The sequence below is a fragment of the Acinetobacter sp. TR3 genome (assembly GCF_027105055.1).
In the GTDB taxonomy this organism is placed as follows: domain Bacteria; phylum Pseudomonadota; class Gammaproteobacteria; order Pseudomonadales; family Moraxellaceae; genus Acinetobacter.
In genome coordinates, this window is record NZ_CP114264.1 from 616,525 (window position 1) to 639,827 (window position 23,303).

Genomic DNA, 23,303 nt, shown 5'->3' on the forward strand with positions numbered 1-23,303 from the left:
AAAAATGATTTTGGTGATTTATGTTTGAAAACGGCCTTGTAGCCCACCTGTATGAATCGCCAAAATTCGTGTATTTGCTGGAAAGTGGTTCTGTTGAATTAAATCAAACAGTCCCATCATCATTTTAGCGGTATATACCTGTTCCAATGGAATCGCATAACGCTGTTCAAATTGCTGCATAAATTGTAGTAGTTCATCGGTAGTTTTCGCATACCCCCCACAACAATAGGCATCGGTTAATGTCCAATTGTTTTTAGTGGTCCACTGTTGAATATCGTGTTGTAAAAAATCACCTTTCAACGCCGAAAAGCCTAAAACCTGCTGTTGTTCTGAACTGCTTTCAATCAGTCCTGCAATTGTTCCACCAGTTCCAACGGCACAGCAAATCACATCATAATTTTCTTTATCTTCAGATGTGAGAATTTCTTGAGTACCCTGAATTGCAAGTGTATTTGTTCCACCTTCTGGAATTATAAAGGCTTGAGGATATTGCCCTTGTAATTGCTGTAAATACTCCGATTCATGACGCAGACGATATTCAGCTCGACTGACAAAATGAAGCTGCATCCCGAAGTCCTGCGCCGTTTGTAGCGTTGGATTCAAATCTTGTGTGCTAAGTTCTTCTCCGCGAATGATGCCAATACTTTGAAAACCAACGAGCTGTGCTGCATAAGCTGTTGCTGCAATATGGTTGGAATAAGCCCCACCAAAGGTGAGAATTTGACGTAAACCTTGTTGTTGAGCTGCGAAAAAATTGTATTTGAGTTTGAAGAACTTATTGCCTGAAATTTGTGGATGAATCAGGTCAAGGCGTTTAACTGTCAGTTGAATTGAGCAAGGAAGTGCTAATGTTTGATAAGGTGTATCAAAGGCAATGTGATCAAACATTTGAGATCATTAAAAATAAATTGAATCCTATTGTAAGTGTATTCGATTGTGAAAGTCAGTATTGTTCTTCGAACCTCGTTTATCTTAGTCAGTATTGGAATGGCTAAATTACTTTATGCATGATTCGATTTAGTCCAATCTAATTCGCTTATGTTTTAACTACTTTCCGATAACATTTGCCGTAGATGAATTTCAAAAGTTTAAGTGTCGATCACTTGGCTTATGCTTTGTGTGGTTTAGGTAAAATCTAGGTAATAAGGTACTTTGAGATCAGATTACAGTGTTAAATATAAGCCTAAATTGATTGTGAATAAAAAATAGCAGTAGGTGAAAGATGCAAGGCTTTGTAAAGCGTTTTGCGAGAGGGCTAAAACATCGCCCATACTTATCAGCAACCTTTGGTTTAGGTCTCGTGATTTATGCAGTTTTGCATTTTTTCACCCATTGGCAATGGGCAACTTGTTTGCAAATAGGCTGGAATATTGCCATTTGGTTATATTTATTTCTGACCTTAAAAATGATGTGGCACTTAGATGCAGTACATATTTTACAAAGAGCCAAACAACAAGATGCAGGCAAATGGATCATTCTAAATGTCGTGTTGATTGCGATTGTGATTTGTTTTATTTCGATTGTGGTGCAATTAAGTCATGTCCCAAAAGACCAAACTTTTTTAAAAGGATTTCTAATTTTATTGACCATAGGGACTATTTTTTCAACATGGCTGTTGCTGCATACTTTATTTGCGATTCACTATGCGCATGATTATTATCTTGCCAAAAGTCAGCAAAAGAATCCGGGTTTAGATTTTCCAAAAACCGATCAACCTGATTATCTGGATTTTATTTATTTTAGTTATATTATCGGCACTTCTGCACAAACGGCAGATGTTTCCATTACCAGTTCTGAATTGAGGCATCTGAATATTTTTCATTGTGTCTTGGCTTTTATTTTTAATACCATGATTTTAGCCATCGCAATCAATGTCGCAGCCAGTTTGATTGGATTATAATTGATAACTTATTTTTATTAATTAAACTAAAATTCATCATTTTTATTTTTGATTAGTGTCGTCTATTTTAAAAGCTAGATGACATCGCAAGGATAAAAACATGACCACTCAGCATCAAGTGAATCAACAGCAATATCAGGATAAATCGCAAGCTTATTTAAACAGTCAAGTGCATGCACAAGGCGTCGAATTTCAGAAAATGCAACAATTCATCCAATCTCATCAATTCCAAAAAGTCTTAGATTTGGGCTGTGGTGGAGGGCATGTAACTTATCAGGTGGCAGCATTGGTGGATGAAGTGATTGCTTATGATTTAACCCCGTCAATGGTCGAACTCGTATCGACTCAAGCCAAACAACGAGGTTTTGAAAACGTGATTGCCCAACAGGGTGCAGCGGAAAAATTACCTTTTATAGATCAACGTTTTGACTGTGTGATCACGCGTTATTCAGCGCATCATTGGCAGAGTGTTGCTCAGGCAATGCATGAAATTTATCGTGTATTAACTCAATGCGGCAAAGTTATTATTCTTGATATTTTAGGAAATTCAAATCCTGTGATTGATACTTTTTTTCAGACCATTGAAACGATTCGAGATCCGAGTCATGTCAGAAATTATAGTTTACAAGAATGGATGCATTTTGCTGAATATGCAGGCTTTAAAGTTGAAACGGTTGAAAAGCAGCGTTTAGATTTAGATTTCCAAAGTTGGACAGAACGGATGCAAACGCCTGAATATGCCATTACCACCATACGTAATTTACAGAACAAAGCATCAGAGCAGGTGCAACGATATTATCAAATCAAAGCTGATGGTTCATTTAGCAGTGATGTTGCTTATATCGTTTTATCAAAATAAGGTTAAAAACCATAGGGCAGCAATCTGCCCCATGGTTATTTAAAACTTAGTGAAAAACTGCTTCCAAAGCATTTAAGCCAACTTTAGGATCAAGTAAACCATTGTAAATCTCTGGAATTTCACGCTCGACACCTAAGAGTTGATAAATGGCAATCATGGCACAACGTACTGAATATTCCACAGTGAAAACCACATCATCTTCAAGCTCTACGAATTGACCTAAGAAAGCAAAGTTGACCGCATTTTCTGGAATCACCAATGGGCGATCACCTGCTTTACGACATGCAAATAGGGCAGAGGCATAAGGCATCATTACTGTGCTAATGTCGGTATGTGCCAACACATGATCCAAGATATCATCGAAACCAAGTTGATGAATCAACTCAATTAAAATCTCTTGACCTGTCGCTTCACTCATCGGTTTTTTAATGTAATCACCGATATGGTCAATTTCAAAACCATAGCCCCATAAGGTGAATTTACCTTCTGGTAAGTCAGCAAAATGCGGTTGTGCAGGAACGACCACAGACAAATGCCAACCAGATTCAAACCAAGTCATCAATGCACCTGTACCGGGTTCATTTCCCGTGTAATCAATGATCCGTTTTAGCAGTACATCATCATGCATAGTGAGCGTAAAAGATTTCCATTTATGCTCATCAATGTTGCCATAGAAGGTCATTGGGCGACCAAAATCAGGGGCTTTTTGAGCCAATGTTTCCCACAAACGCCAGCCATGATCTTGTCGGTCACGAATCAGCTCAGGAACATCGAATTTATCGCCATAGCGTGAATCAGCCGTAATCGAACCTAAAGTAAAGAGCGCAAGATCATGCTCACCCAGTTGAATTTGTTCAGTGCCTTCTAGAATGTTGACATAAAGTTGAGTCGCTTTACGTTCCTTCGTTTGGGTATCTTCGACAAAGTCCGCATCTGTGACATAACTACCAAAACGAACATCAACGCCTTGTTCCACCAACCAACGTTGTAAGGGATGAATCATTGAATCATATTGATTGTATTTGGTTCGTTTTACGCCTGCTAAGGTATGGATGCGCGGTAATTCTTGAATGAAACGTAAAAAATAACGGCGTAATTCTGCTGCGCTGTGCCATTTTTGAAAGGCAAACGTAGTTCGCCACATCCGCCAAAAGTTGCTTTGGAAAAATGCATCATCAAAAAATTCATCAATACGGCGGCTACCGATACGATCTTCTTTTAATGCCAGTAGACGTAACATTTGAGCGCGGTTGAGCGTTGATAATCCCAATTTTTGAGCTTCTGCAATAATATGGTTTGAGTCAATCAAACGTGCTTGAGCATTGGTTTTGACTTGTTCATTGAACTCACGGCATTCTTCACGGACAGAAATGTCTGGGTTTTCTAATGATGGAATGCTTGAAAATAAATCCCAAGTACACAGATAAGTCTCATCGGTCAGCATACGTCCACCACGTGTGACCCATGCTTGATTTGGATTGAGTGGATTATGCCCACCATCCATCGAACCACCTGAAACATTCAGTTCTTCTAAAATATGGATATGTTCGGCTGGCACTTTAGCATCACGAATCGCAAAAGCAGCCGCGGCCATACCTGCAATCCCGCCGCCAACAATCCAAAGATGTGATTTAGAGCGATCTAATGTTTTAAGTCTTATATTTTGCATCTGATGTGCCTCGTTTGTAGTTCTAAAGAAAATTAAAGACATAATTTTATTATGGGATTATATGTTTTAAAAATATATGAAAGTTCTGCTAAAATTCGATGATAAATTTTTATCATAAAAATACTTTAATAGAAAAAATGGATGCACAATAAAATTTTAGTATTCATATGCTATATTTTAACTGTTTGATATTGAAATTAAATTGAGTTTTTACTCTATTTTTAGTTTTTTACTAAATATCAAATTGCTTGAAAAATCCTTAAATTTATAAACAGAAATCAAAAAAATTATATCTTCTATTATGGTTTTTTAAGTAAAATAAATAGTTGAAAATTACTTTAATTCAGAGGCTCACTTGGAATCATTATTGATTTTAGGCTCTATTGCTTTGGCATTAATGTTGGGGGCAATTAGTCCCGGTCCTACATTTATTTATGTTGCCAAAAACTCAATTGCGATTTCACGTAAACATGGCTTATTTACTGCGCTTGGTACAGGCACGGGGGCAGCATTATTTGGTTTGCTTGCAGTGATGGGGCTACAAGCAATTTTGTTGGCTGTGCCTTCTGCCTATATCGCTTTGAAAGTTTTTGGTGGTCTGTACTTACTTTGGCTGGCGTTTAAAATCATTAAACATGCTAAAGAACCCATGGAAGCCATGAATGGTACTGTGAAGACCATGAGCTATGCACAGGCTTTTCGTTTAGGGCTGATTACCCAGCTTAGTAATCCGAAAATAGCGATTATCCTTGCCAGTATTTTTACTGCGTTATTACCGAAAGAAATCCCAACATATTTTTATGTGGTATTGCCGATGCTGTGCTTCTTTATTGATGCCGGTTGGTATTCTCTGGTTGCGGTGGCATTGTCTGCGGAAAAACCACGCCGTGTATATTTAAAGTTTAAGAAAGTATTTGATCGTGTTGCAGGTGGGGTAATGACCTTGCTTGGGTTGAAGTTGATCTTTGGGATGAAGTGATACCGTAAAAAAAGCGACCATGAAAGTCGCTTTTTTATTGCCTAGAATCAGCTCATTTGTCTTAATCTTTAAAATGTACAGGAATCCATTGATAGCTCTTTCCATCTGCTGAATAAATATGTCCAATGCCGGGGAAAGGCAAATGTGGAGCGGCAATGGTTTGTCCATTTTTAGCGAAATTAGCAAATTGCTTTAAACGCGTTTGAACCGCTTTTTTCGGGTCTATATCGTATTCGATTGCAGTTTCTGGTTTATCAAATTGAACTGTATGTGAATGTACGATGTCACCAATAAAAACTACCGATTCACCGTTGGTTTTTAGTTCATAACTAAAATGTCCCGGTGTATGTCCTGCCGTGTTAATAACTTTAAAGCCTTGAATCTCATCACCGAGTTTATAGGTTTTAAAGCGTTGTTTGGTTTGGTATGGGGCAATGGCTTCCTTAATCTTTTCGACTGTCCCTAAGTAATTGGCTTGTTTCTCTTTTGGTAATTTTGCTGCTTGTTTGGGATCTAGCCAATAATTGGCTTCATCATTCGATACGTATACGGTTGCATTAGGAAAATTGACAACGCCATCTTTACTGATACCGCAAACATGGTCAGGGTGTAAATGCGTAAGTAAAATGGTATCGACCTGTTCAGGTTTGTAGCCCGAAGCAACCAGATTTTTTAGAATGGAGCCTAAATGTGGGCCAAAACAACTGGCTGCACCGCTATCGACTAGTACCAGTGATTTTCCTGTATTGACGAGGAACGCATTGATAGAGGTTTGTACGCCTTTATCTTGATCTGCATAGTATTTCTTCAAAATTTGTTGCACTTGTTGTTGAGAAATATCTTTAAATAAGTTTGGCGACATAAAGTTGGTGCCATCCAATAATGCAGTGATTTGTACATCACCCACTTGGTGTTGATAGTAGCCTGCAACCTGTTTTTGTTGTTCAATGACTGGCAGGGTTTTGCTTGTTTCTGCATGGATAAGGAATGGAAGGCTGCTTAAGAATGATGCTGAAAGGAGTAGGGCTGTTTTTTTCATAAGGTCATTAAAGTTATTAGAGAAACAACACTTTTAACATGAATTGCAACTTGACAGGGAGGATTTTCCAACAAAAAATCTGTCTGTGTAAGTGAGTTTTGTTCTGAGTTTCAAAAGAGTTTATGTTCGTGCTTCAATTTATTTGTCGATTGTTTTGGACTTTTTTCCATTCAATAACAGTGCAAATTAATATTGTAGGGAGGATGAGAACAAATTGCAGATAACCAAAGGTGATTAAAGGTGATGGGGTGAGTATAGCAAGAATTAAAATAAAGGGTGCAAGCATAAAGCCTAAAATGCAACTATAGATCATGCTGCGCATTAAGGATATTTGAGCAAGCTTTTTGGCAAAGAAATGCTGGAACAACAATTGAGTGATTATTGCAGGAATGATACCAAGTAAATAACCAAAGGGTGTAATTAAAAATAATCCTCCAATCATTGGAAATATGATTGAGGGCGTAATGAGACCTTTTAAAAAGCGTATTGGATCACCAAACATAATGGGGCTATGAATTGTGATTACAATGATTAATGTTCCAATAAATGGTCCCCAAATGACAAATGCTGAACTAAGCCATTTAGGTTTCTGTGGAAAGCTCGTGTTTGTAATAGGCATATTATAAGTTTTATCATGGTTTTATTTTTGCACACTAACACAAAAAAAGACTTCCAAAGAAGTCTTTTAAGTCACTAGACGCTGATTAAGACACTTTATCGCCAGCTTTAGCGCCAGATTCAGGTGAAATCACCCAAACACCTTCGCCATTACCTGCGGCAAGTACCATACCGTTAGAAATACCAAAACGCATTTTGCGAGGTGCAAGGTTTGCCACCATCACCACTAATTTGCCTTTTAAATCTTCTGGCTGATAAAACTCACGAATACCACTAAACACATTACGTGGCTCAGCTTCACCTACATTTAAAGTGAGTTGAAGTAATTTATCAGAACCTTCTACCGTTGCAGCTTCTAAAACTTCAGCTACACGAAGGTCAACCTTCATAAAGTCTTCAATACCAATAATTTCAGCTTCACCTACTTTAGGTTCAGGCTTTTTCTCGGCTTTCTTCTCTTTTTTCTTTTCTACTTTTGGCGCTTCTGCCGCAGCAGCTAAAGAATCTTTCGATGCATCCACCATCGCAGCAACCGCTTTAGGATCAACACGCTGCATCAGTGGTTGGAATTGAGCAATTTCGTGTGCAACGAGGATTTGCTGACGTGATGCAAAGTCAAAGCTTTCAAGTTGTAAGAAAGACTGAACTTGAGCCGCAAGTGTTGGAAGAACAGGAGCCAAGTAAATCGCGAGCTGACGGAATAAGTTAATACCAACCGAGCAAACATCATGAACTTGTTGTTCTTGACCTTCTTGCTTTGCAAGCGCCCAAGGCTTTTTCTCATCAATATATTGGTTTGCTTTATCCGCAAGCGCCATAATCTCACGAACAGCTGCGGAGAATTCACGTGCTTCATAGGCTTGGGCAATTGAATCGCCCGCATCAATAAAGCTTTGAACCAATTCAGGCTCAGCACAAGTGTTAGAAAGCGTATTATTGAAATTGCTGTTAATAAATTTTGCACAACGGCTGGCAATATTCACCACTTTACCGACAAGGTCAGAATTCACTTTCTGTACGAAGTCATCCAAATTCAAATCTGAATCTTCAACTTTGTCAGAAAGCTTAGAAGCAAAGTAATAACGTAAATATTCAGGATTCAAGTGCTGTAAATAAGTTTCAGCTTTGATGAATGTGCCGCGAGATTTTGACATCTTCTGACCGTTCACCGTTAAGAAACCATTAACGAATAAACCAGATGGCGTGCGGTAGTTCGCACCTTCAAGCATTGCAGGCCAGAACAGTGCATGGAAGTAAACAATGTCTTTACCAATGAAGTGATAAACTTCTTTATCACTGTCTTTTTTCCAGAAATCATCAAAACTTAAATCAGGACGTTTGGTTTTGATGTAGTTTTCAAAACTCGACATATAACCAATTGGTGCATCGACCCAAACATAGAAATATTTGTTTGGCGCATCTGGAATTTCAAAACCAAAATAAGGCGCATCACGTGAAATATCCCAATCTGATAAACCTGCTTCAAACCATTCATCTAGCTTGTTGGCAATCGAAACAGGTAAACGACCTTGATCACGCGTCCATTTTTGTAAGTATTCTGAGAAATTCGGAAGTTTAAAGAAATAGTGATCTGATGATTTCTCAACAGGGGTCGCACCACTCAATGTTGAGCGTGGATTTTCTAACTCTGTTGCATTGTACGTTGTACCACAGACTTCACAGGCATCGCCGTATTGATCTTCCGATTTACATTTTGGGCATGTGCCTTTAATGAAACGGTCAGACAGGAACATGCCTTTTTCAGGATCAAAAAGCTGATTGACAGGACGAATTGCGATATTGCCTGCTTCACGGTTCTTAATATAAATTTCTTCTGAACGCGCTTTGTTCTCATCACTATTGGTTGAATCATAGTGATCGAAATGCACGCCAAAACCATCAAAATCACGAATGTGCTCTTTCTGAACATTGGCAATTTGCGCTTCAGGGCTGATGCCATTGGCTTCAGCACGTAACATGATCGCTGTACCATGAGCATCATCCGCACATACGTAAGTCACGTCATGACCCATTGCACGCATCGCACGAACCCAAATATCTGCTTGGATATAACCGAGTAAGTGACCCATATGGATAGGACCATTGGCATAAGGAAGGGCATTGGTGACTAAAATTTTACGCACGGATATTGTTCTCTCATTCGTATTTACAAGGCAAATGATTTTACATGACTTAAGAGCGACTTGCACAAGGGAATCGGTGAAATCTTTATAGCCTGATGGGAAATCATTATTTTCAAACTTCATACAAGCTTCACTTTGGCTTCAACCAAAACACATTTCATTTGTTAAGAATAAGTACAATCTCAAAAATAGAGGAATAGAAATGAGGTCTTGGTCTTTGGTCTGTGCATCACTCTCAGCTAGTTTAGTTTCTGTTTTTAGTTTTGTGATTCCATTTTGCCTGTTTTTAAATTTTCGACAGAATCACCTGATTCATGTGGTCAGTGATGGCATGGAAGTGATGATGTATTTGACCCCAATACTCATCGTTTTGGCTTTTATCTTTTATCTGATTGTTTTTGCAGTATTGAAATTGCCCACTCAGATTTTTGACTTATACCAGTTTTTAAAAATAAGTTTTGTGATCTTAATTGCTTGGGCTTTACTTGTCTTAATGATTCTATTCGAAGATCAGGTCAATCAGATTGATTTTGCAACTTTAAAGATCGGTGTTTTGATATATTTCATCATGCTGCCGATTCTGGCGTTAGGATGTATGAGTGCGAATAGTTGTTATTTTGTGATGAATAAAGTATATCAAAAGAACAACAATATCCTATTTTGATTAAAAGTACGCATCCCTAAGGATTACATACTTTGCATCTGCTTAACGGTCACACTTTGCTTAGAGTTCTTTCTTAAAGAGATGATTTTTCCTTTAGATAAGAAATGAATGTGATAGCTCTTTAGGCCATCTGTTTTCGGATCAACCGTGATTTCAGCAAAGAGTGGTGTTTGCCAAAGTTCATCACTTCCTAACGTACCTAACCACGCTTGAGCTTTGATCACAGCCGTAAATTCATTTTTGATTTCTAAATTACTAATACTTAGTTCGCTACACCAATGAACGGTCTTTGGAAATTCAACTTTTGAAAATTTCCAACAAATTGAAAGTGCCAAGCTTGTTGCAATTCTAGCATAATCGTTGCTTTCATTATGAATGACAGGAAGTAATTGTTCTGCCAAATCACCTTCAAAAGAATCAATCATGTTTTGAATTCTTTTTTTACTCGACAGGATATAGTTCAGTCGCTTTTCTTGAGCTTGAAGTTCATGTTGAATTTCTAAAAGTTCATTTTCATTCATAGATAAAGCTTTATCAATAAAGTTAGGATTACGATAATGCAAAAGTATATCTGATCTAATTGTTTATATTGTGAATAGTTTTTAATTGAAATTTGATGGTTGTAAAAATGATCGAAACACCCAGACTGATTTTACGTCAATGGTTAGAAACAGATTATTCAAGTTTTGCAGAGATGAGCGCTAATCCAGAGGTTATGCGGTATTTTCCAAAAATACTTAATCGATCAGAAAGTGATGCTTATATTGATAAATTAAAAGCAATCATTCAAAAACAAGGTTGGGGTTTTTGGGCAGTGGAATTAAAAGAAACCCAACAATTTATTGGTTTTGTGGGTTTACATGATCAACCCACACAATTTTCCTTTTCACCTTGCGTTGAAATTGGTTGGCGCTTAGATCAAGCTTTTTGGGGGAAAGGTTATGCGCCAGAAGCGGCAAATGCTGCCTTAGCTTTTGCTTTTGATCAGTTGAAACTAGAAAAAGTTGTATCTTTTACCACACTAGATAATAAAAAATCTCAAAAGGTGATGGAGAAGATAAAAATGAGAAAGATCACTGAATTTCAACATCCTGCTTTAGATCTCAATCATCCATTAAGCTGGCATGTGCTGTATGAAATATCTAAACAGGAGTTTAAAGGATAAAACTGCTGTTATTCTTTTATATGATTTTTATATCTAAAAATTCAAAAGGTTACCGAACAGAAATGATTTGAATCTTCCTGTATCCCATTTGTTTCAATTTGCATCAATTCCTCTAAATATCCGCAGAATCTTGTATAACTATAACCGAAAGCAACAGTAATTTATTACGATATAACAAGAGGAACAAGACATGAGTAATGACAAAATTGATCAGTTAAAAGAGTTCGCATCAAAAGACTTGGAGCAAACTAAAACAGATTTACAGCAAGTCAAAGATAAAGTCAGCGAACTTGGAAATGACATCAAGCAAAAAGGTCAGGAAACTGTCGAAGACGTTAAAAACTTTGCAGCTAAAGATATTGATCAAACGAAAGCTGATCTGCAACAAGCAAAAGATAAAGCGAATGAGTTGAAGCAAAAGGGTGAGCAAGCTTTAGATGATTTAAAAACAAATGCAACGGATCAGTATGGTGAGGGTAAAGCTGCTTTATCTGCTAAAGCAGATGAGCTGAAAGAAAAATTGGCAGATACTCAGCATGCAGCCAAAGAGAAATTAGATCATTTAAAAGAAGAAGCAAGCCATAAGTTAGAAGATGCCAAAGCAAAAGCTGCTGAATTAAAAGATGAAGCAGCTGCTAAGCTTGAAGATCTAAAAGCTCAAGCGAGCCATAAACTGGATGATTTAAAGAAAGCTGCAACAGATACATTAAATAAATTCAAAGGTTAATCTTTTGATGACTATTTAAGATTCACGCTTATATTCAGAGAAGAAAACACGTTCATAAAAAATGAGCAATTATCTTCTCTGGGATGAGCGTCCAATGTTCAATACTGCTAAACTAGCCAAACTCAGTGATATATTGATCGTCTGTTTTTGGAGTAAACAAAATGTCGTGGCTTTCTTCCTTAAAATCTGTTTTTTCACCAGCACAAGAAGTGAAGGAAGATGAAATTCAAACTGTTTTACAAAATTATGTGCTGCCACATTCTGAAAATGCATTAAAAGATCGTATCAGCCAAGTGAATGTACAAGGTCGAATTTTACAACTCACGATTAATACTTTTCCTCAAGAAAAAGATCACTTACAACAGATTCACGATGAACTCGCTGAAGCTCTGGAAAAATGCGGTATCCAAGAGTTAAATTTACATATTATTCAGCAAAAACATGCAGCGCATGGTGAAGCAGGTCATAGCTGCTCATCGAAGCCAAAAGCAGAAAATAGCAATTTACCACCTGTAATGGATGCTTCTCCTAAAGCGGAAGTCGATCCCAATAATCCACCGATTCAAAAAGCTGCACCGCAACAACGCGATGTGGCTGCACATCCACGTATTCAAAATGTAATATTGGTATCGTCGGGAAAAGGTGGGGTCGGTAAATCAACCACGACAGTGAATCTGGCGCTTGCATTGCAACAACTCGGTCTAAAAGTCGGTGTTTTGGATGCAGATATCTATGGTCCAAGTATTCCAACCATGTTGGGGAATGCGGGACGTACTCCACAAATTGAAAATGAAAATTTTGTGCCTTTAGATGCGTACGGTATGGCTGTGCTTTCAATCGGACATTTGATTGGTGCACACAATACACCTGTGGCTTGGCGTGGTCCTAAAGCGACTGGTGCATTGATGCAACTTTTTAACCAAACACTTTGGCCAGATTTAGATGTGTTAGTGATTGATATGCCACCTGGTACAGGTGATATTCAATTGACTTTAGCACAACGCATTCCAGTAACAGGCGCGGTGATTGTCACGACTCCTCAAAATGTTGCACTTATGGATGCGGTAAAAGGAATCGAACTCTTTAACAGAGTAAATATCCCTGTACTCGGTGTTATTGAAAATATGTCGACACATATTTGCTCTAATTGCGGACATGAAGAACAGATCTTTGGGATAGGCGGAGGAGATCAATTGTCTGAGCAATATGATATTCCTTTATTAGGACGTTTACCTTTAGACGCAAAAATTCGTGAACATGCAGATAATGGTAAACCAAGTGTGATTGCTCAGGATGCAGCTGCAGAGAGCTACCTCAATATCGCACAAGCTGTATTAAAACAAATGGATAAATTGCCAAAACGTCAGCGTGATGAAAATCGTATTTTCTAAATTTGAAAAGCCTCTAATTTAGAGGCTTTTTTTAATTTCATTATTTGATTGCAGTGCTTGTTTTCTTTTTTTCCAAGCATTCACTACGCTCCAACGCCAAAGTAAATGTGTAATTAAATAAAAACTGATCGCAAATAAAATCGCTTCAATCACAAGTCCTGACACTAAAATCTTTGCAAGGCTGAAATCAATATGGCCATGACCAAAATTCTTAAGCCAATTCAAAATTTGATGTAAAACACCCAATAACATGTCCGTATTGATCATATGTACATGATAAATTTTAGTTCCAAACCAAAAACCTAAATAGAGAATTGGAACGACAGTGAGCGGATTGGTTAACCAAGCCATACATAGGCCAATAGGCAAGTTTACTTCAAACCATAACACAGTCAAAATAATGAATAGGCTATGAAAAGGGACAGGTAATATTCCCCAAAATGTTCCAATAAACATGGCTTTCGCGATAGAACGACGGTTCACATACCAAAGCAAAGGATTTAAGGTGCGTTCACCAAAAATTCTCATAAATTTTAGACGAGCCACTTTCTCTGATGAAGGCAGCCACTTATTAAAAAATTTCTTAGGCATAAGCGAAGAAGCACATTGAAAGAAAAAGTGAACGAATGTATATAAAATAACATTATTTACTTATTGAAAACTTAAAATAGAACCAAAGTTTATCTTGTTAAAAAATAAGAATACTTAGAATACGTTATATGTGTTGTATTTTAGCGTATGTTTTTACTCATGTGACTCTTGAGTAGAGTGTACTTGTAATTAATAAAATATAGATAAAACATTTATTTAAATAGGCTCTCGTCATAAGTGCTTACAGTTAAAATTTTGCTATCAACTGGTAACTATATTAATCTAAATTTATCTTGTAGTGAGGTCATTCGATGATTTCATGGTTTTTTATTGGTTTAGTGATAACTATTTTGCTCACTCCTGGTCCAACCAATACTTTACTTGCTTCCTCTGGTATTCAGGTGGGATTGCGTAAATCTCTATTGCTGATTCCTGCAGAAGCAATTGGTTATATTCTTGCGATCAGTGCATGGGGAATGTTGATTGGTAAAGTCTCAGCGACATTACCTTTATTACCAACATTTTTAAAACTATTAAGTGCAGGGTATATTATTTTCCTTGCGATTAAATTATGGCGTACAGCAAATCAAGAAGTGATCTTAAATCAACCTACAATAAGACCTAGAGAATTGTTGTTTGCAACACTATTAAATCCTAAAGCTTTATTATTTGCTTCAGCAATTTTCCCAACAACAGCATGGCAAGCGCAAGAAATCTATGTTGCGCATATGAGTAGCTTTGTTGCACTCATTCTTCCAATTGCACTATTTTGGATTTCGGTTGGCGCTGTGTTGGCAACCAATAAAGTAAAATGGTTGTCTCAATCTAACTTACAGCGCACAGCATCAGTTGTACTGATCAGTTTTGCCATTCCTATTAGCTATTCAGCTCTAATCAATCTCTAATTCTAATTTTCTGCTGCCTTGAACCACCTAGGTAGCAGGGTTCTGTTGTTTTCATTAATGTCGTTTTACGTTAAAGTACTCGCCAATCATTAACTTAGATTTTGGATAAAAGTCATGGCAATAAAATCTGATCGTTGGATTCGTGAAATGAGCGAAAAACACGGCATGATTGAACCTTATGCAGAGAATCAAGTCCGTTTCGATGAAAACGGAGAAAAGTTGATTTCTTATGGGGTGTCTAGCTATGGCTATGACGTCCGTTGCGCACGTGAATTTAAAGTTTTTACCAATGTTCACTCTGCAATTGTTGATCCGAAAAATTTTGATGATAGAAGTTTTATCGATATCGAATCAGATGTCTGTATTATTCCACCGAACTCATTTGCTCTAGCGCGTACGATTGAATATTTCCGTATCCCACGAAATGTCCTAACAGTATGTTTAGGTAAATCGACTTATGCCCGTTGCGGTATTATCGTGAATGTAACGCCACTAGAGCCTGAGTGGGAAGGTCATGTTACGCTTGAGTTTTCAAATACAACGAATCTCCCAGCACGTATTTATGCGGGTGAAGGTGTTGCACAAATGTTGTTCTTTGAAAGTGATGAAGTTTGTGAAACATCTTATAAAGACCGTGGTGGTAAATACCAAGGTCAAACAGGTGTAACTTTACCGAAAACATGATTTGTAAATTACATTTTGCAACAATCATAATTTTTTTGGTTGTTGCAATAGAAACCTTATATTTAAAGAATAAAAAATATAATATTCATACACATATTTAAAAGAAATTATTTAAAAACAATAATTCATTCATCGGAAAATAGAAGGTTTACCTAATATATTTTGCATTTGTGTAAATTTTCGGCATAATGAAGAATGAATATATATGGGTAAAGTTACCTGTGTCTGAGTGATGTTTGGATACAATTTCTCTTTTAGGGAATCACTCAAAAGGAAGTTAGAAAAATAACGATGGTGCGGAGCATCGCGTAATGGGAAGGTCAAGATGACTACACTTCATACGGTATCATTTCAAAAAACTGTTTTGGCGACTTTGATTGGTTTATGTCTAAATCAGTCAGTTTTTGCATTGCAAGAATTATCAGACGATGGTTTAAGTGAAACCACTGGTGAAGGTATCGCTTTACTACCCCAAGATACTTATATGATTTTCCGTGGCGCAGGTCCTAACGAGGCTACTCCATTGGCTGGAGCGGATGGGATTGCTGGTAATACGGATGATCGATTAAATGATACTGGTTATATTCGTTACATTCCTGTTGGCCCTTTAACATCGGAAGCTAGTGCAGCTGGTGCTGGTAAAGCGGATTTATTTTTATATGGTTTAGCGGTATCTAAATCTGATAATAATACCAATACCCGTATAGCAAGTACTGCTGCTAATGCAAGTATTAAGAGCTGGGGAACAGCAAGTAATCCTTGGTTATTAAAGGCAAGTACTGCTTACAATGTACCTGATTTTTATGTCAATGGTACAAATGGTGGTACATCTAAAAGTTCAGTTACTTACCTTTCTATGGAAGCTCCACTTTATAATCAAAGTCTTGCTGGACTTACATCAGATACAGGGCTAGATGCTTATAAACTTAAATTGGGTTTATGGGCTGATGCTTTCGTGAGAGATCCAAGTAAAATAGAAGGTGACGCAAATCAATTTTGCTTAAATGGTTGTACTCGTAATACAAGTGCTGTAAACACGGCGCAAATACCACGTGAAAATCGATTACGATTGCAGGCGATTTGGAATAATTTCAGTGTAAATGGAAGTAATTTACAATTGTTCCAAACTTTAGGGGGAGTTGGTCTTTCTGGTGATACTGGTATCAATAATGGTATGAGTAAATTTTATAATAATACTCTTGGAGCTTCAGGTATTTTGCGTTTTAACAGTGGGGATGCTGCAAATGTTAAAGCAACTTACAATGCTGGTGTATCAACAAGAACTTATAATACAGACAGGAATGCTACAGCAGCATCAACAGGATGGTCAAACACAGAGGTTTGGAATACCTATGCTAATACCAGTATTTTAGGTGGGGATAATGGCTCTGCTGGCGGATGTAATGCTGGTGGTGTCCAATTTGGTTCTGTTGCTTGTCAATTCCGTTATAGAGATCGTGCTGTAAAAGATACCGTTTCTGGAGCATCTTGGACTGCACCAGATCCAAATGGAAGTAATGTTTTACGATTGAGTACAAAAGAAACTTCAAATACTAGTTTAGTCTCGACACCTGCTTTGGGTGGAGGAAATGCACCTACATTTGCAGCAGATGATGGAATATTTATTTATAACCCTAACATTAATTTAGTATTAGGCTCACTCTATCAACCAGTTGTTTTAGGTTCCGATGGTAAAAACTTTAGTTTAGAAATAGCTCGGATTCCAAATAAACAGGAAATTTACACAAAAATTTATACTCGGTATGCTGGTGATACAGGTGATGCTGGGGTGACGTATTATGGTTCTACCTGTAACGTTTACCAATGTGGTAGCTCAACTGTTGCTGGGTATCAGGGTGGATCTGCTTTAAATGATTATTCATCTACAGCTTTAGCAGGTAAAAAGCTTGCGACGCATAGTAGTATTAGTTTTGGTACTGTGAAAAGTAATGATGGTGGGCAAACTCTAGTTGCTGATAGTAGTGTTGAAGCATTAGGGATATTTTTTGGCACACCACAAAATAGAACGAATATTTCAGGAACTCAAATTTTTAGGGAAGCTCAATATCAACAACGGCAGCAACGTGTTGATACCAGTTATATTGTGACAGATCGTTATCGACTCACGGTTTCTAATGGTGCTGGTGGGTTATTTGGTGGTGGGGGTACTGCGACTAGACAAGATCCATATGGTCGACCTTCTATTTCCTGTAATTATACTGGAGGTCTTTTCGGACAAGGTTGTTCGAATTCAGTTGATCGTTGGTACAATACTTCTGGTAATCATGTTGATTGGGTTTATTTAACTAATGTTGATGCAAGTGGTAACAAGATCTTTGGCAATGACGATGGTACTTATGCTCGTTATTGTACGAATACCACAACAGATTGTTTAACTTGGTACAATGGAGCAGCATTAGGTGCTAGTGGTACAGGGAATGGTTATCCTGCAGCTGTTACCAATGTAAATCAAATCATTGGCGGTAGCATGGCGAATCCTGGAAGTGGTCAGCGTGGTGCGGATGATTGTTGGCCTGGCGAGTCAGGTGGTGCGTGTAATGGTAGTTCTGGTAGTACCACAACAGGTGGATTGTATGGACTATCACGTTTAAGCGCAGTGAATAACGGTGGTAGTTCTAATACACCTACCCCAACGCATGTGAATAATACAAATTGGACGTATGGAACACGTGCAAATGCACCTTGGTTTAGAGTTGCAGGTGGACAAGAAGCTGTTGCATATGGCTCAGGTTTAGGATCTTCAACTGCTATCTCTTCTGATATTGTGCCAACTGCGATAACAGGTGGTGTGAATCCATCAGCATTAAATAACTTTGGTTCAGCTGTAATTGACGGTTTATTAATACAGCATCTAAAAATTACAACAAAGGGATTATAAGACAGGAGTCATTATGTTTAATTTTAATGTTTTGGGCTTTAGTATAGCTACTGTTTTATTTAGTCAAGGACTATATGCATCTTCAATGGTTGATTTGACTGACGATGAGTTATCAAAAGTGCAGGGTCAAGCATTGATGAGTCTGTCTTATATTTCACCTGTCGATACTAAAAACTTAGAATCGACTCGTACAGGAAGTACTAAAGATATTGGTTTCTATAAATTAGGTATGGAAGCAGAGATTGAATTAAACGCGAATATTAAAAAACTACAGTTAGGCTGTGGTGGTGTAAATGGTATTGGTGACTGTGATATTGATATTGATAATTTAAGTTTAAGTGGTTTAAAGGTTGATAGTAATGGTAAACCTCTTGCAATGACTAATGAGGAAAGAGCTGCTTCTTCGGCAAAAATAACCAATCCATTTATTGAATTTGCAGTTAAAAATCCTGAGTCTGCTTCTATGCGTCAAGTTATAGGATTCCGTTTAAGTGCAGAAAAAGCGCTAGGATTATTATCAGCTGGAACGGAAAATACTGGAGTTGCAAATGGTATTAATACTATTTCTGGCTATATGAAAGTACAGTCTGACAGTTCAGGTATCATAAAAGGGTATGCAACGACAGCAGCAGCGAGAGATAATCTTTATGGTACCTATTTAAATCCAAATGATTTAGTGATTACAGGTGCCCTAACAGCATTAGGTTTAAATGGAGCCGATTTTAAGACTTCTGGTGGTGGTTTTAATATTCCTACGATTGAAAGGAACTATTTTGAAATTCCAGCAATTTTAGTTAATGAAACTAGAGCAAAGTCTAAAATTTTATCAGCTGCTGTAAAGGTCCCTAATATCTATGTTGGTGGACCTGGTGATGCAAACTACCCTGTGAATGGGTCCGTGCAATATAACTCAAGTGGTCCACATGATCCAGCATACCCAGAGCCTTCAGCTATTTATACACAAGGCGGTCGTGTTGAAGCAACAGTAACAAGATGCTATGGAATTTCTTGCCTTGTCGCGCAAGAAGGAGATGTATTCAAGAATATTTATATGAATGGGCAGATTTCAAATATTACTGCAAATTTAAATCTAAATCAGTCTTTAGGTTTAATTCATAATTTACCGATTAACTCGCCATTTTCTTTATCTTTACAGCAACAAGCATTGCAGTGGCCAGGAGCGAAATCGGATGATGTTGCACAAAAAGGTTGGTGGATGTCATTTAATGATCCAGTGAATATTGGATATGTAGTTCCGCAAGATCCTATTGATATTTCTCCACTTTTTCCTCAGATTGCAAGTGCTGTTTCCTACTATTTACGCCGTGGTGGTGGTAATGAAGCAAATACAAATGATCTTGGGGGCTTGTTAGGAAGTGGGGATTTAACAGTGAATATCGGAAATATCGATTTAAGAAATAGTGCGTTAAACTTAAATATTAGTAACCTTAAATTAACAAATCAAAATTTTGCACCTAACTGTTGGGGTGGTTTGAAGTTTTGTTAATAGCTATTTTCGGGAAGAAAGTGGTGGTTTAGTAATCAATAGCTGGTTTTGATGCTATAAGTAAAGGATATTATAATGAAGAAAATGATGATTTTGCTCCTATTCAGCACAAGTATAGTACATGCTGAATTAAAAACTTTGGATAGCCAAGCTTTGAGAGAGGTTGAGGGGCAAGCTGGAGCAGATTTGTCATTGAAATTTTCATTAAATCATACCAGTACTTATCAATTTGATGATGGTGTTGGTGGTGTTTGCGATAAGACAGCGAATAATAATACTGGTTTAGGTTATTGTCATTTAGGACTTTCGGTAAATAAACGATTTGTTAGTAGTCGTGTGCAAGGAGCTAACACTTTGTGGGATGTACCAGAAAGTGATCCAACTTTAGCAAATCCAGCAAGAAAATTATGGCTAGTGTTCAAGGGAATCCAAGGAACTGTTGATATTCAAAAACTAGGTTTAGATGGTGTTGATTTAGTATATCAGAATGATGGTGGAGTTGATCAGATTAAACCTTCTATGCAACTTAGCCTTGATGCTAGTATGCCTATTTTAATTAGAAATTTTGGTTTTAATGCACTTGCGATTGAACAAGATGATTTTACAAGTTATATCGATTCAAATGGTAAAGTGGTTGAAGGTTCTGCTAGTACCCCACCAACTAGTGGGTATGGATATTTAAAAGCAACGACTTATAACGCAACGAATGCTGCAACATCGTTATATGATCAGGGTAAGGAAACTGGGTTTGTTGGTATGAGAATGAATGGTAATCTTGCTATACAAGGTAAGATCATGATGTTTGGTTGTGATAGCAGTCATCCACGTTGCTAGAGCTAGAGATTATCAAGGATTGAAGTGATGAAAAAAAATAACCAAAATCACAATACAGCATGGTTTGCATTAAATACTTTAGCAACAAGTATGCTACTCATAAATTCTGCGCATGCATTACAAAGCTTAGATGATAGTGCATTGCGTAATGTTAATGGTCAAGATGGAGTTCATATTTCAACCTCTTATGATGAAATCAATGTTGATAAGCTTTATTGGCAAGATAATGCTGGAATAGGAACTTCGAGTAGAACAAATAGTAATTTACAAGCGACAGCTGAAAATTTTAAGATTCAGTCAACCAATGCTAATGTTTCAAACTTACCTATTTCAAATCGGACTCCAGGGACAGATTATAAAATAAATATAGGCAGTGGTAGCGGTAGTGATGCTGGTAGAACTGGACTAGATTTAGCCATTTCGGCAAATCCTTCTTTAATTACAATTGATCAATTTAAAGTATGTGACACTGAGTCTACTCAGCGTTGCAGCGCCCCAATTGGGAATATGGCAATTCAAACAAGTTCAGTTATTGATCTTAATTTTAAGACTCGTGATGGACTTTTTAGTAAAGATAAGCAAGCAACTTTAGATTTAGGATTGAAAAATGCGAATATCTATTTAGGACAAAAAGATGTTAGTAATGAGCTTAATCAACTCATACTTAAGAACTTTAATTTTAACTTTTTAGGTAAAGGCGTTATGTTTGTAGATGCCATTGGTGGCTTTAGATTACAAACTAATTCCGACGGTGTTGGTAAAGCAACAATTGCATATAATTCTAATGGCACAATAAATTTAGCATCTAGTACTCAACCAGATGCAACACATGGATATGTTGATTTTAGAAGAACTACAGATTCTGCATCTAGTAATTTAAGAAATACTGGCAGTTATGGTAATGGTGTAGTCGGTGCTGGTGGTGATACAACAAACTCAGGTTTAAATTTAGAATTTTTACTGAATAAAGATGTAAGCAAAACTTCACCTTATGTTCTTGATGGGACTAATAGTCCAAGTAATGCCAAGGGATTAATACGTGTTGGCGCAAGTGGTCGAATGGTAAATGGTTATTTACAGTTGAGAGGCTTGAATACAACAAATAAGAATAATCCAGATTATACTGGAGTAAATTATGGTAAATCAGATCAAAGTAATATTGTTGGTAGAACTAACAACTTAAGCACTGATTTATCATTAGCAGCAAATAATCCTATTACTACAACAACTGGAAATAATATTATGGGGAGTACAGGCATTGCTTTCCGTATGGCTGCTGAATTTACTAAAGATAATGATCCAATGTTGGGAAGTGATGGTAAGGCAACTACGCTAGAAATTGGTAATGCAGGTTTAAATACTTATGGTTTTGAATTTGGAAATTTAACTGGATTAGTAGCGACTGATCGTGGTTCATTTGATAGTGGCAATGTATATGTGAATCTAGCTGATACTCGAACAGTTTTATTACCTGCAAATAAACTTTTCCAAACCAGTCGATTTGGTAATGGTAATTTTTTAACTAGTAATAATGATTATGTTCAATATATCTATACAGACACTCCAAATGGTATCGCTGCAAATCAAAATCCTTATAGTTTACTAGTAGCTGTTCGAGGTGCTGAATTCCAAGCAATATCTCGTCGAGGTCGTTTTACAAATAGTGCTCGAACAAATGATGCAACTGGCGCAGCAGTTCCAAATATTGTAGAGCATAATGGTACTAATGAATGGGGACTAGCATTACCTTTTTATAATTTAAATGCCAACATGGCGATTTTTGGTACCAATGTTGATGCATCTACTGCTTATGCTTATACGTCTGATTATAAAGGCTATAATAAATCACCTACAAATAAAGTTGTTGTTGGCACAGGTTTAACACCGCGTCTAGGTTTTTCACTGGCCATGAGTACTGAGGGTGTAAGTTCTGATGGAAGTAAAACAACATCAATTTTAGTAATTGATGGTAAAAAAATAGGTGCTAACAATCAACCTGTTGATTATTATATGGGGTTGCGTAATATTGATTTATTACTCAAAGGCACTGGTAATATTGGTGTAGAAAAGGGTAGTTTAAACGTTAGTTTAAAAGATTTACTTATTGTGGCTGCAGCGCAAGTTGCTGCTGGATATCTACCAGGGACAACTTACCAAACTTGTGTATTGTCTACATCAAATGCAGGATGTAGTAGCTCTGTTCCAGCTAATAATAAAGTAGCATTAAATAATTTTGCTACATCAAATGATGTGCTATTTGGTATTAAGTTACGCGCTGGCGGTAGCATGGATTTTTCACTTATACCAAATAGTGAGTATAAGTCGGATGGAACTGGGAGTAGTTTAAATATTGTTGGTGATTTTACTTTAGACCCAAAACAAGGTAATACAATTCAAATTAGTGATCCTCTTGATGGTTCTACACTCGGTTTAGATAATTTAACGGGTAAAATGGCATTTAATAATGCAATTGTAATTGCCCCAAAAGCGAACCAGAATGGTGCTGAAGGGATGGTTAGTTTTAATTCGTCTTTTACATTGAACCCAGATCGTACTACTGATGGTGTTTTTCGTGCGAGAGATATAAATCTATATCCACCTAATACTGGTTCTGGCGCTCGTTTAGGTGAATTAGCAATCACTGGCGGTAGATTAACTAGCCAATTTGGTATTATGCCACGTAATTAAAGTGCATCATCTATTTGGTCTGAAATAGATTGAATAGATG

Annotated in this window: 20 protein-coding genes; 13 read left to right on the forward strand and 7 right to left on the reverse strand. The window is 37.1% G+C overall.

What is annotated here, in order from left to right:
* Nucleotides 1-18 precede the first annotated feature (18 nt).
* Nucleotides 19-888: a 1-aminocyclopropane-1-carboxylate deaminase/D-cysteine desulfhydrase gene (locus O1449_RS02950; RefSeq protein ID WP_269239117.1), complete on the reverse strand. Its 870-nt coding sequence runs from the start codon at nt 886-888 to the stop codon at nt 19-21.
* A 334-nt stretch (nt 889-1,222) separates the two neighbouring features.
* Between O1449_RS02950 and O1449_RS02955 the strand changes: the two genes are divergently transcribed.
* A complete protein-coding gene (locus O1449_RS02955) occupies nt 1,223-1,900 on the forward strand; it encodes a DUF1345 domain-containing protein (protein WP_269239118.1) in 678 nt (225 codons plus the stop codon).
* Nucleotides 1,901-2,000: 100 nt separating this feature from the next.
* A complete protein-coding gene (locus tag O1449_RS02960; protein ID WP_269239119.1) occupies nt 2,001-2,759 on the forward strand; it encodes a class I SAM-dependent methyltransferase in 759 nt (252 codons plus the stop codon).
* Between the two features lie 46 nt (nt 2,760-2,805).
* Here the strand turns inward: O1449_RS02960 and O1449_RS02965 are convergent, their stop codons facing one another.
* Complete coding sequence (locus O1449_RS02965) at nt 2,806-4,428, reverse strand: oleate hydratase (protein WP_269239120.1); 1,623 nt, start codon at nt 4,426-4,428, stop codon at nt 2,806-2,808.
* Nucleotides 4,429-4,825: 397 nt separating this feature from the next.
* On the opposite strand from O1449_RS02965, the gene O1449_RS02970 reads away from it, so the two are divergent.
* Nucleotides 4,826-5,407 carry a LysE family translocator gene (locus O1449_RS02970; protein WP_269239662.1) on the forward strand — a complete coding sequence of 194 codons (582 nt, stop codon included), beginning with the start codon at nt 4,826-4,828 and terminating at the stop codon, nt 5,405-5,407.
* Between the two features lie 61 nt (nt 5,408-5,468).
* On the opposite strand, the gene O1449_RS02975 is transcribed toward O1449_RS02970, so the two are convergent.
* The 3 genes from O1449_RS02975 to metG all read right to left on the reverse strand — a co-directional run bounded on the left by O1449_RS02975 (nt 5,469) and on the right by metG (nt 9,208).
* Nucleotides 5,469-6,446, reverse strand: a complete 978-nt coding sequence (locus O1449_RS02975) for an MBL fold metallo-hydrolase (protein WP_269239121.1) — start codon at nt 6,444-6,446, stop codon at nt 5,469-5,471.
* Between the two features lie 133 nt (nt 6,447-6,579).
* The gene (locus O1449_RS02980; RefSeq protein WP_331276178.1) at nt 6,580-7,065 is read right to left on the reverse strand and encodes a hypothetical protein; all 486 of its coding nucleotides are present in this window, start codon (nt 7,063-7,065) and stop codon (nt 6,580-6,582) included.
* Between the two features lie 85 nt (nt 7,066-7,150).
* The gene (metG, locus tag O1449_RS02985) at nt 7,151-9,208 is read right to left on the reverse strand and encodes a methionine--tRNA ligase (protein ID WP_269239663.1); all 2,058 of its coding nucleotides are present in this window, start codon (nt 9,206-9,208) and stop codon (nt 7,151-7,153) included.
* 202 nt (nt 9,209-9,410) lie between these two features.
* Between metG and O1449_RS02990 the strand changes: the two genes are divergently transcribed.
* The gene (locus O1449_RS02990) at nt 9,411-9,872 is read left to right on the forward strand and encodes a hypothetical protein (protein ID WP_269239123.1); all 462 of its coding nucleotides are present in this window, start codon (nt 9,411-9,413) and stop codon (nt 9,870-9,872) included.
* Between the two features lie 23 nt (nt 9,873-9,895).
* Here the strand turns inward: O1449_RS02990 and O1449_RS02995 are convergent, their stop codons facing one another.
* The gene (locus O1449_RS02995) at nt 9,896-10,393 is read right to left on the reverse strand and encodes a hypothetical protein (RefSeq protein ID WP_269239124.1); all 498 of its coding nucleotides are present in this window, start codon (nt 10,391-10,393) and stop codon (nt 9,896-9,898) included.
* A gap of 107 nt (nt 10,394-10,500) precedes the next feature.
* On the opposite strand from O1449_RS02995, the gene O1449_RS03000 reads away from it, so the two are divergent.
* The 3 genes from O1449_RS03000 to apbC all read left to right on the forward strand — a co-directional run bounded on the left by O1449_RS03000 (nt 10,501) and on the right by apbC (nt 13,155).
* Nucleotides 10,501-11,037 carry a GNAT family N-acetyltransferase gene (locus O1449_RS03000; protein WP_269239125.1) on the forward strand — a complete coding sequence of 179 codons (537 nt, stop codon included), beginning with the start codon at nt 10,501-10,503 and terminating at the stop codon, nt 11,035-11,037.
* A gap of 190 nt (nt 11,038-11,227) precedes the next feature.
* Entirely contained in the window at nt 11,228-11,764 is a 537-nt protein-coding gene (locus O1449_RS03005; RefSeq protein WP_269239126.1) for a hypothetical protein, read from the forward strand.
* Between the two features lie 161 nt (nt 11,765-11,925).
* Nucleotides 11,926-13,155 (forward strand): iron-sulfur cluster carrier protein ApbC, encoded by a 1,230-nt coding sequence (apbC, locus tag O1449_RS03010; RefSeq protein ID WP_016652929.1) that lies wholly within the window; start codon nt 11,926-11,928, stop codon nt 13,153-13,155.
* An 18-nt stretch (nt 13,156-13,173) separates the two neighbouring features.
* On the opposite strand, the gene O1449_RS03015 is transcribed toward apbC, so the two are convergent.
* The gene (locus O1449_RS03015) at nt 13,174-13,746 is read right to left on the reverse strand and encodes a DUF2062 domain-containing protein (protein WP_269239127.1); all 573 of its coding nucleotides are present in this window, start codon (nt 13,744-13,746) and stop codon (nt 13,174-13,176) included.
* Nucleotides 13,747-14,057: 311 nt separating this feature from the next.
* Here O1449_RS03015 and O1449_RS03020 point away from each other — a divergent pair, with 311 nt between their 5' ends.
* The 6 genes from O1449_RS03020 (at nt 14,058) to O1449_RS03045 (ending at nt 23,263) form a co-directional block, all read left to right on the forward strand.
* Nucleotides 14,058-14,651 (forward strand): LysE family translocator, encoded by a 594-nt coding sequence (locus tag O1449_RS03020; protein ID WP_269229701.1) that lies wholly within the window; start codon nt 14,058-14,060, stop codon nt 14,649-14,651.
* Nucleotides 14,652-14,765: 114 nt separating this feature from the next.
* Entirely contained in the window at nt 14,766-15,335 is a 570-nt protein-coding gene (dcd, locus tag O1449_RS03025; RefSeq protein ID WP_004663684.1) for a dCTP deaminase, read from the forward strand.
* Between the two features lie 325 nt (nt 15,336-15,660).
* Nucleotides 15,661-18,234, forward strand: coding sequence for a hypothetical protein (locus tag O1449_RS16280; protein WP_331276179.1), 2,574 nt, complete (start codon nt 15,661-15,663; stop codon nt 18,232-18,234).
* Nucleotides 18,235-18,247: 13 nt separating this feature from the next.
* A complete protein-coding gene (locus O1449_RS03035) occupies nt 18,248-19,741 on the forward strand; it encodes a hypothetical protein (protein WP_269239128.1) in 1,494 nt (497 codons plus the stop codon).
* A 75-nt stretch (nt 19,742-19,816) separates the two neighbouring features.
* Complete coding sequence (locus O1449_RS03040) at nt 19,817-20,575, forward strand: hypothetical protein (RefSeq protein ID WP_087547007.1); 759 nt, start codon at nt 19,817-19,819, stop codon at nt 20,573-20,575.
* 27 nt (nt 20,576-20,602) lie between these two features.
* A complete protein-coding gene (locus O1449_RS03045) occupies nt 20,603-23,263 on the forward strand; it encodes a DUF6160 family protein (RefSeq protein WP_269239129.1) in 2,661 nt (886 codons plus the stop codon).
* Nucleotides 23,264-23,303 lie beyond the last annotated feature (40 nt).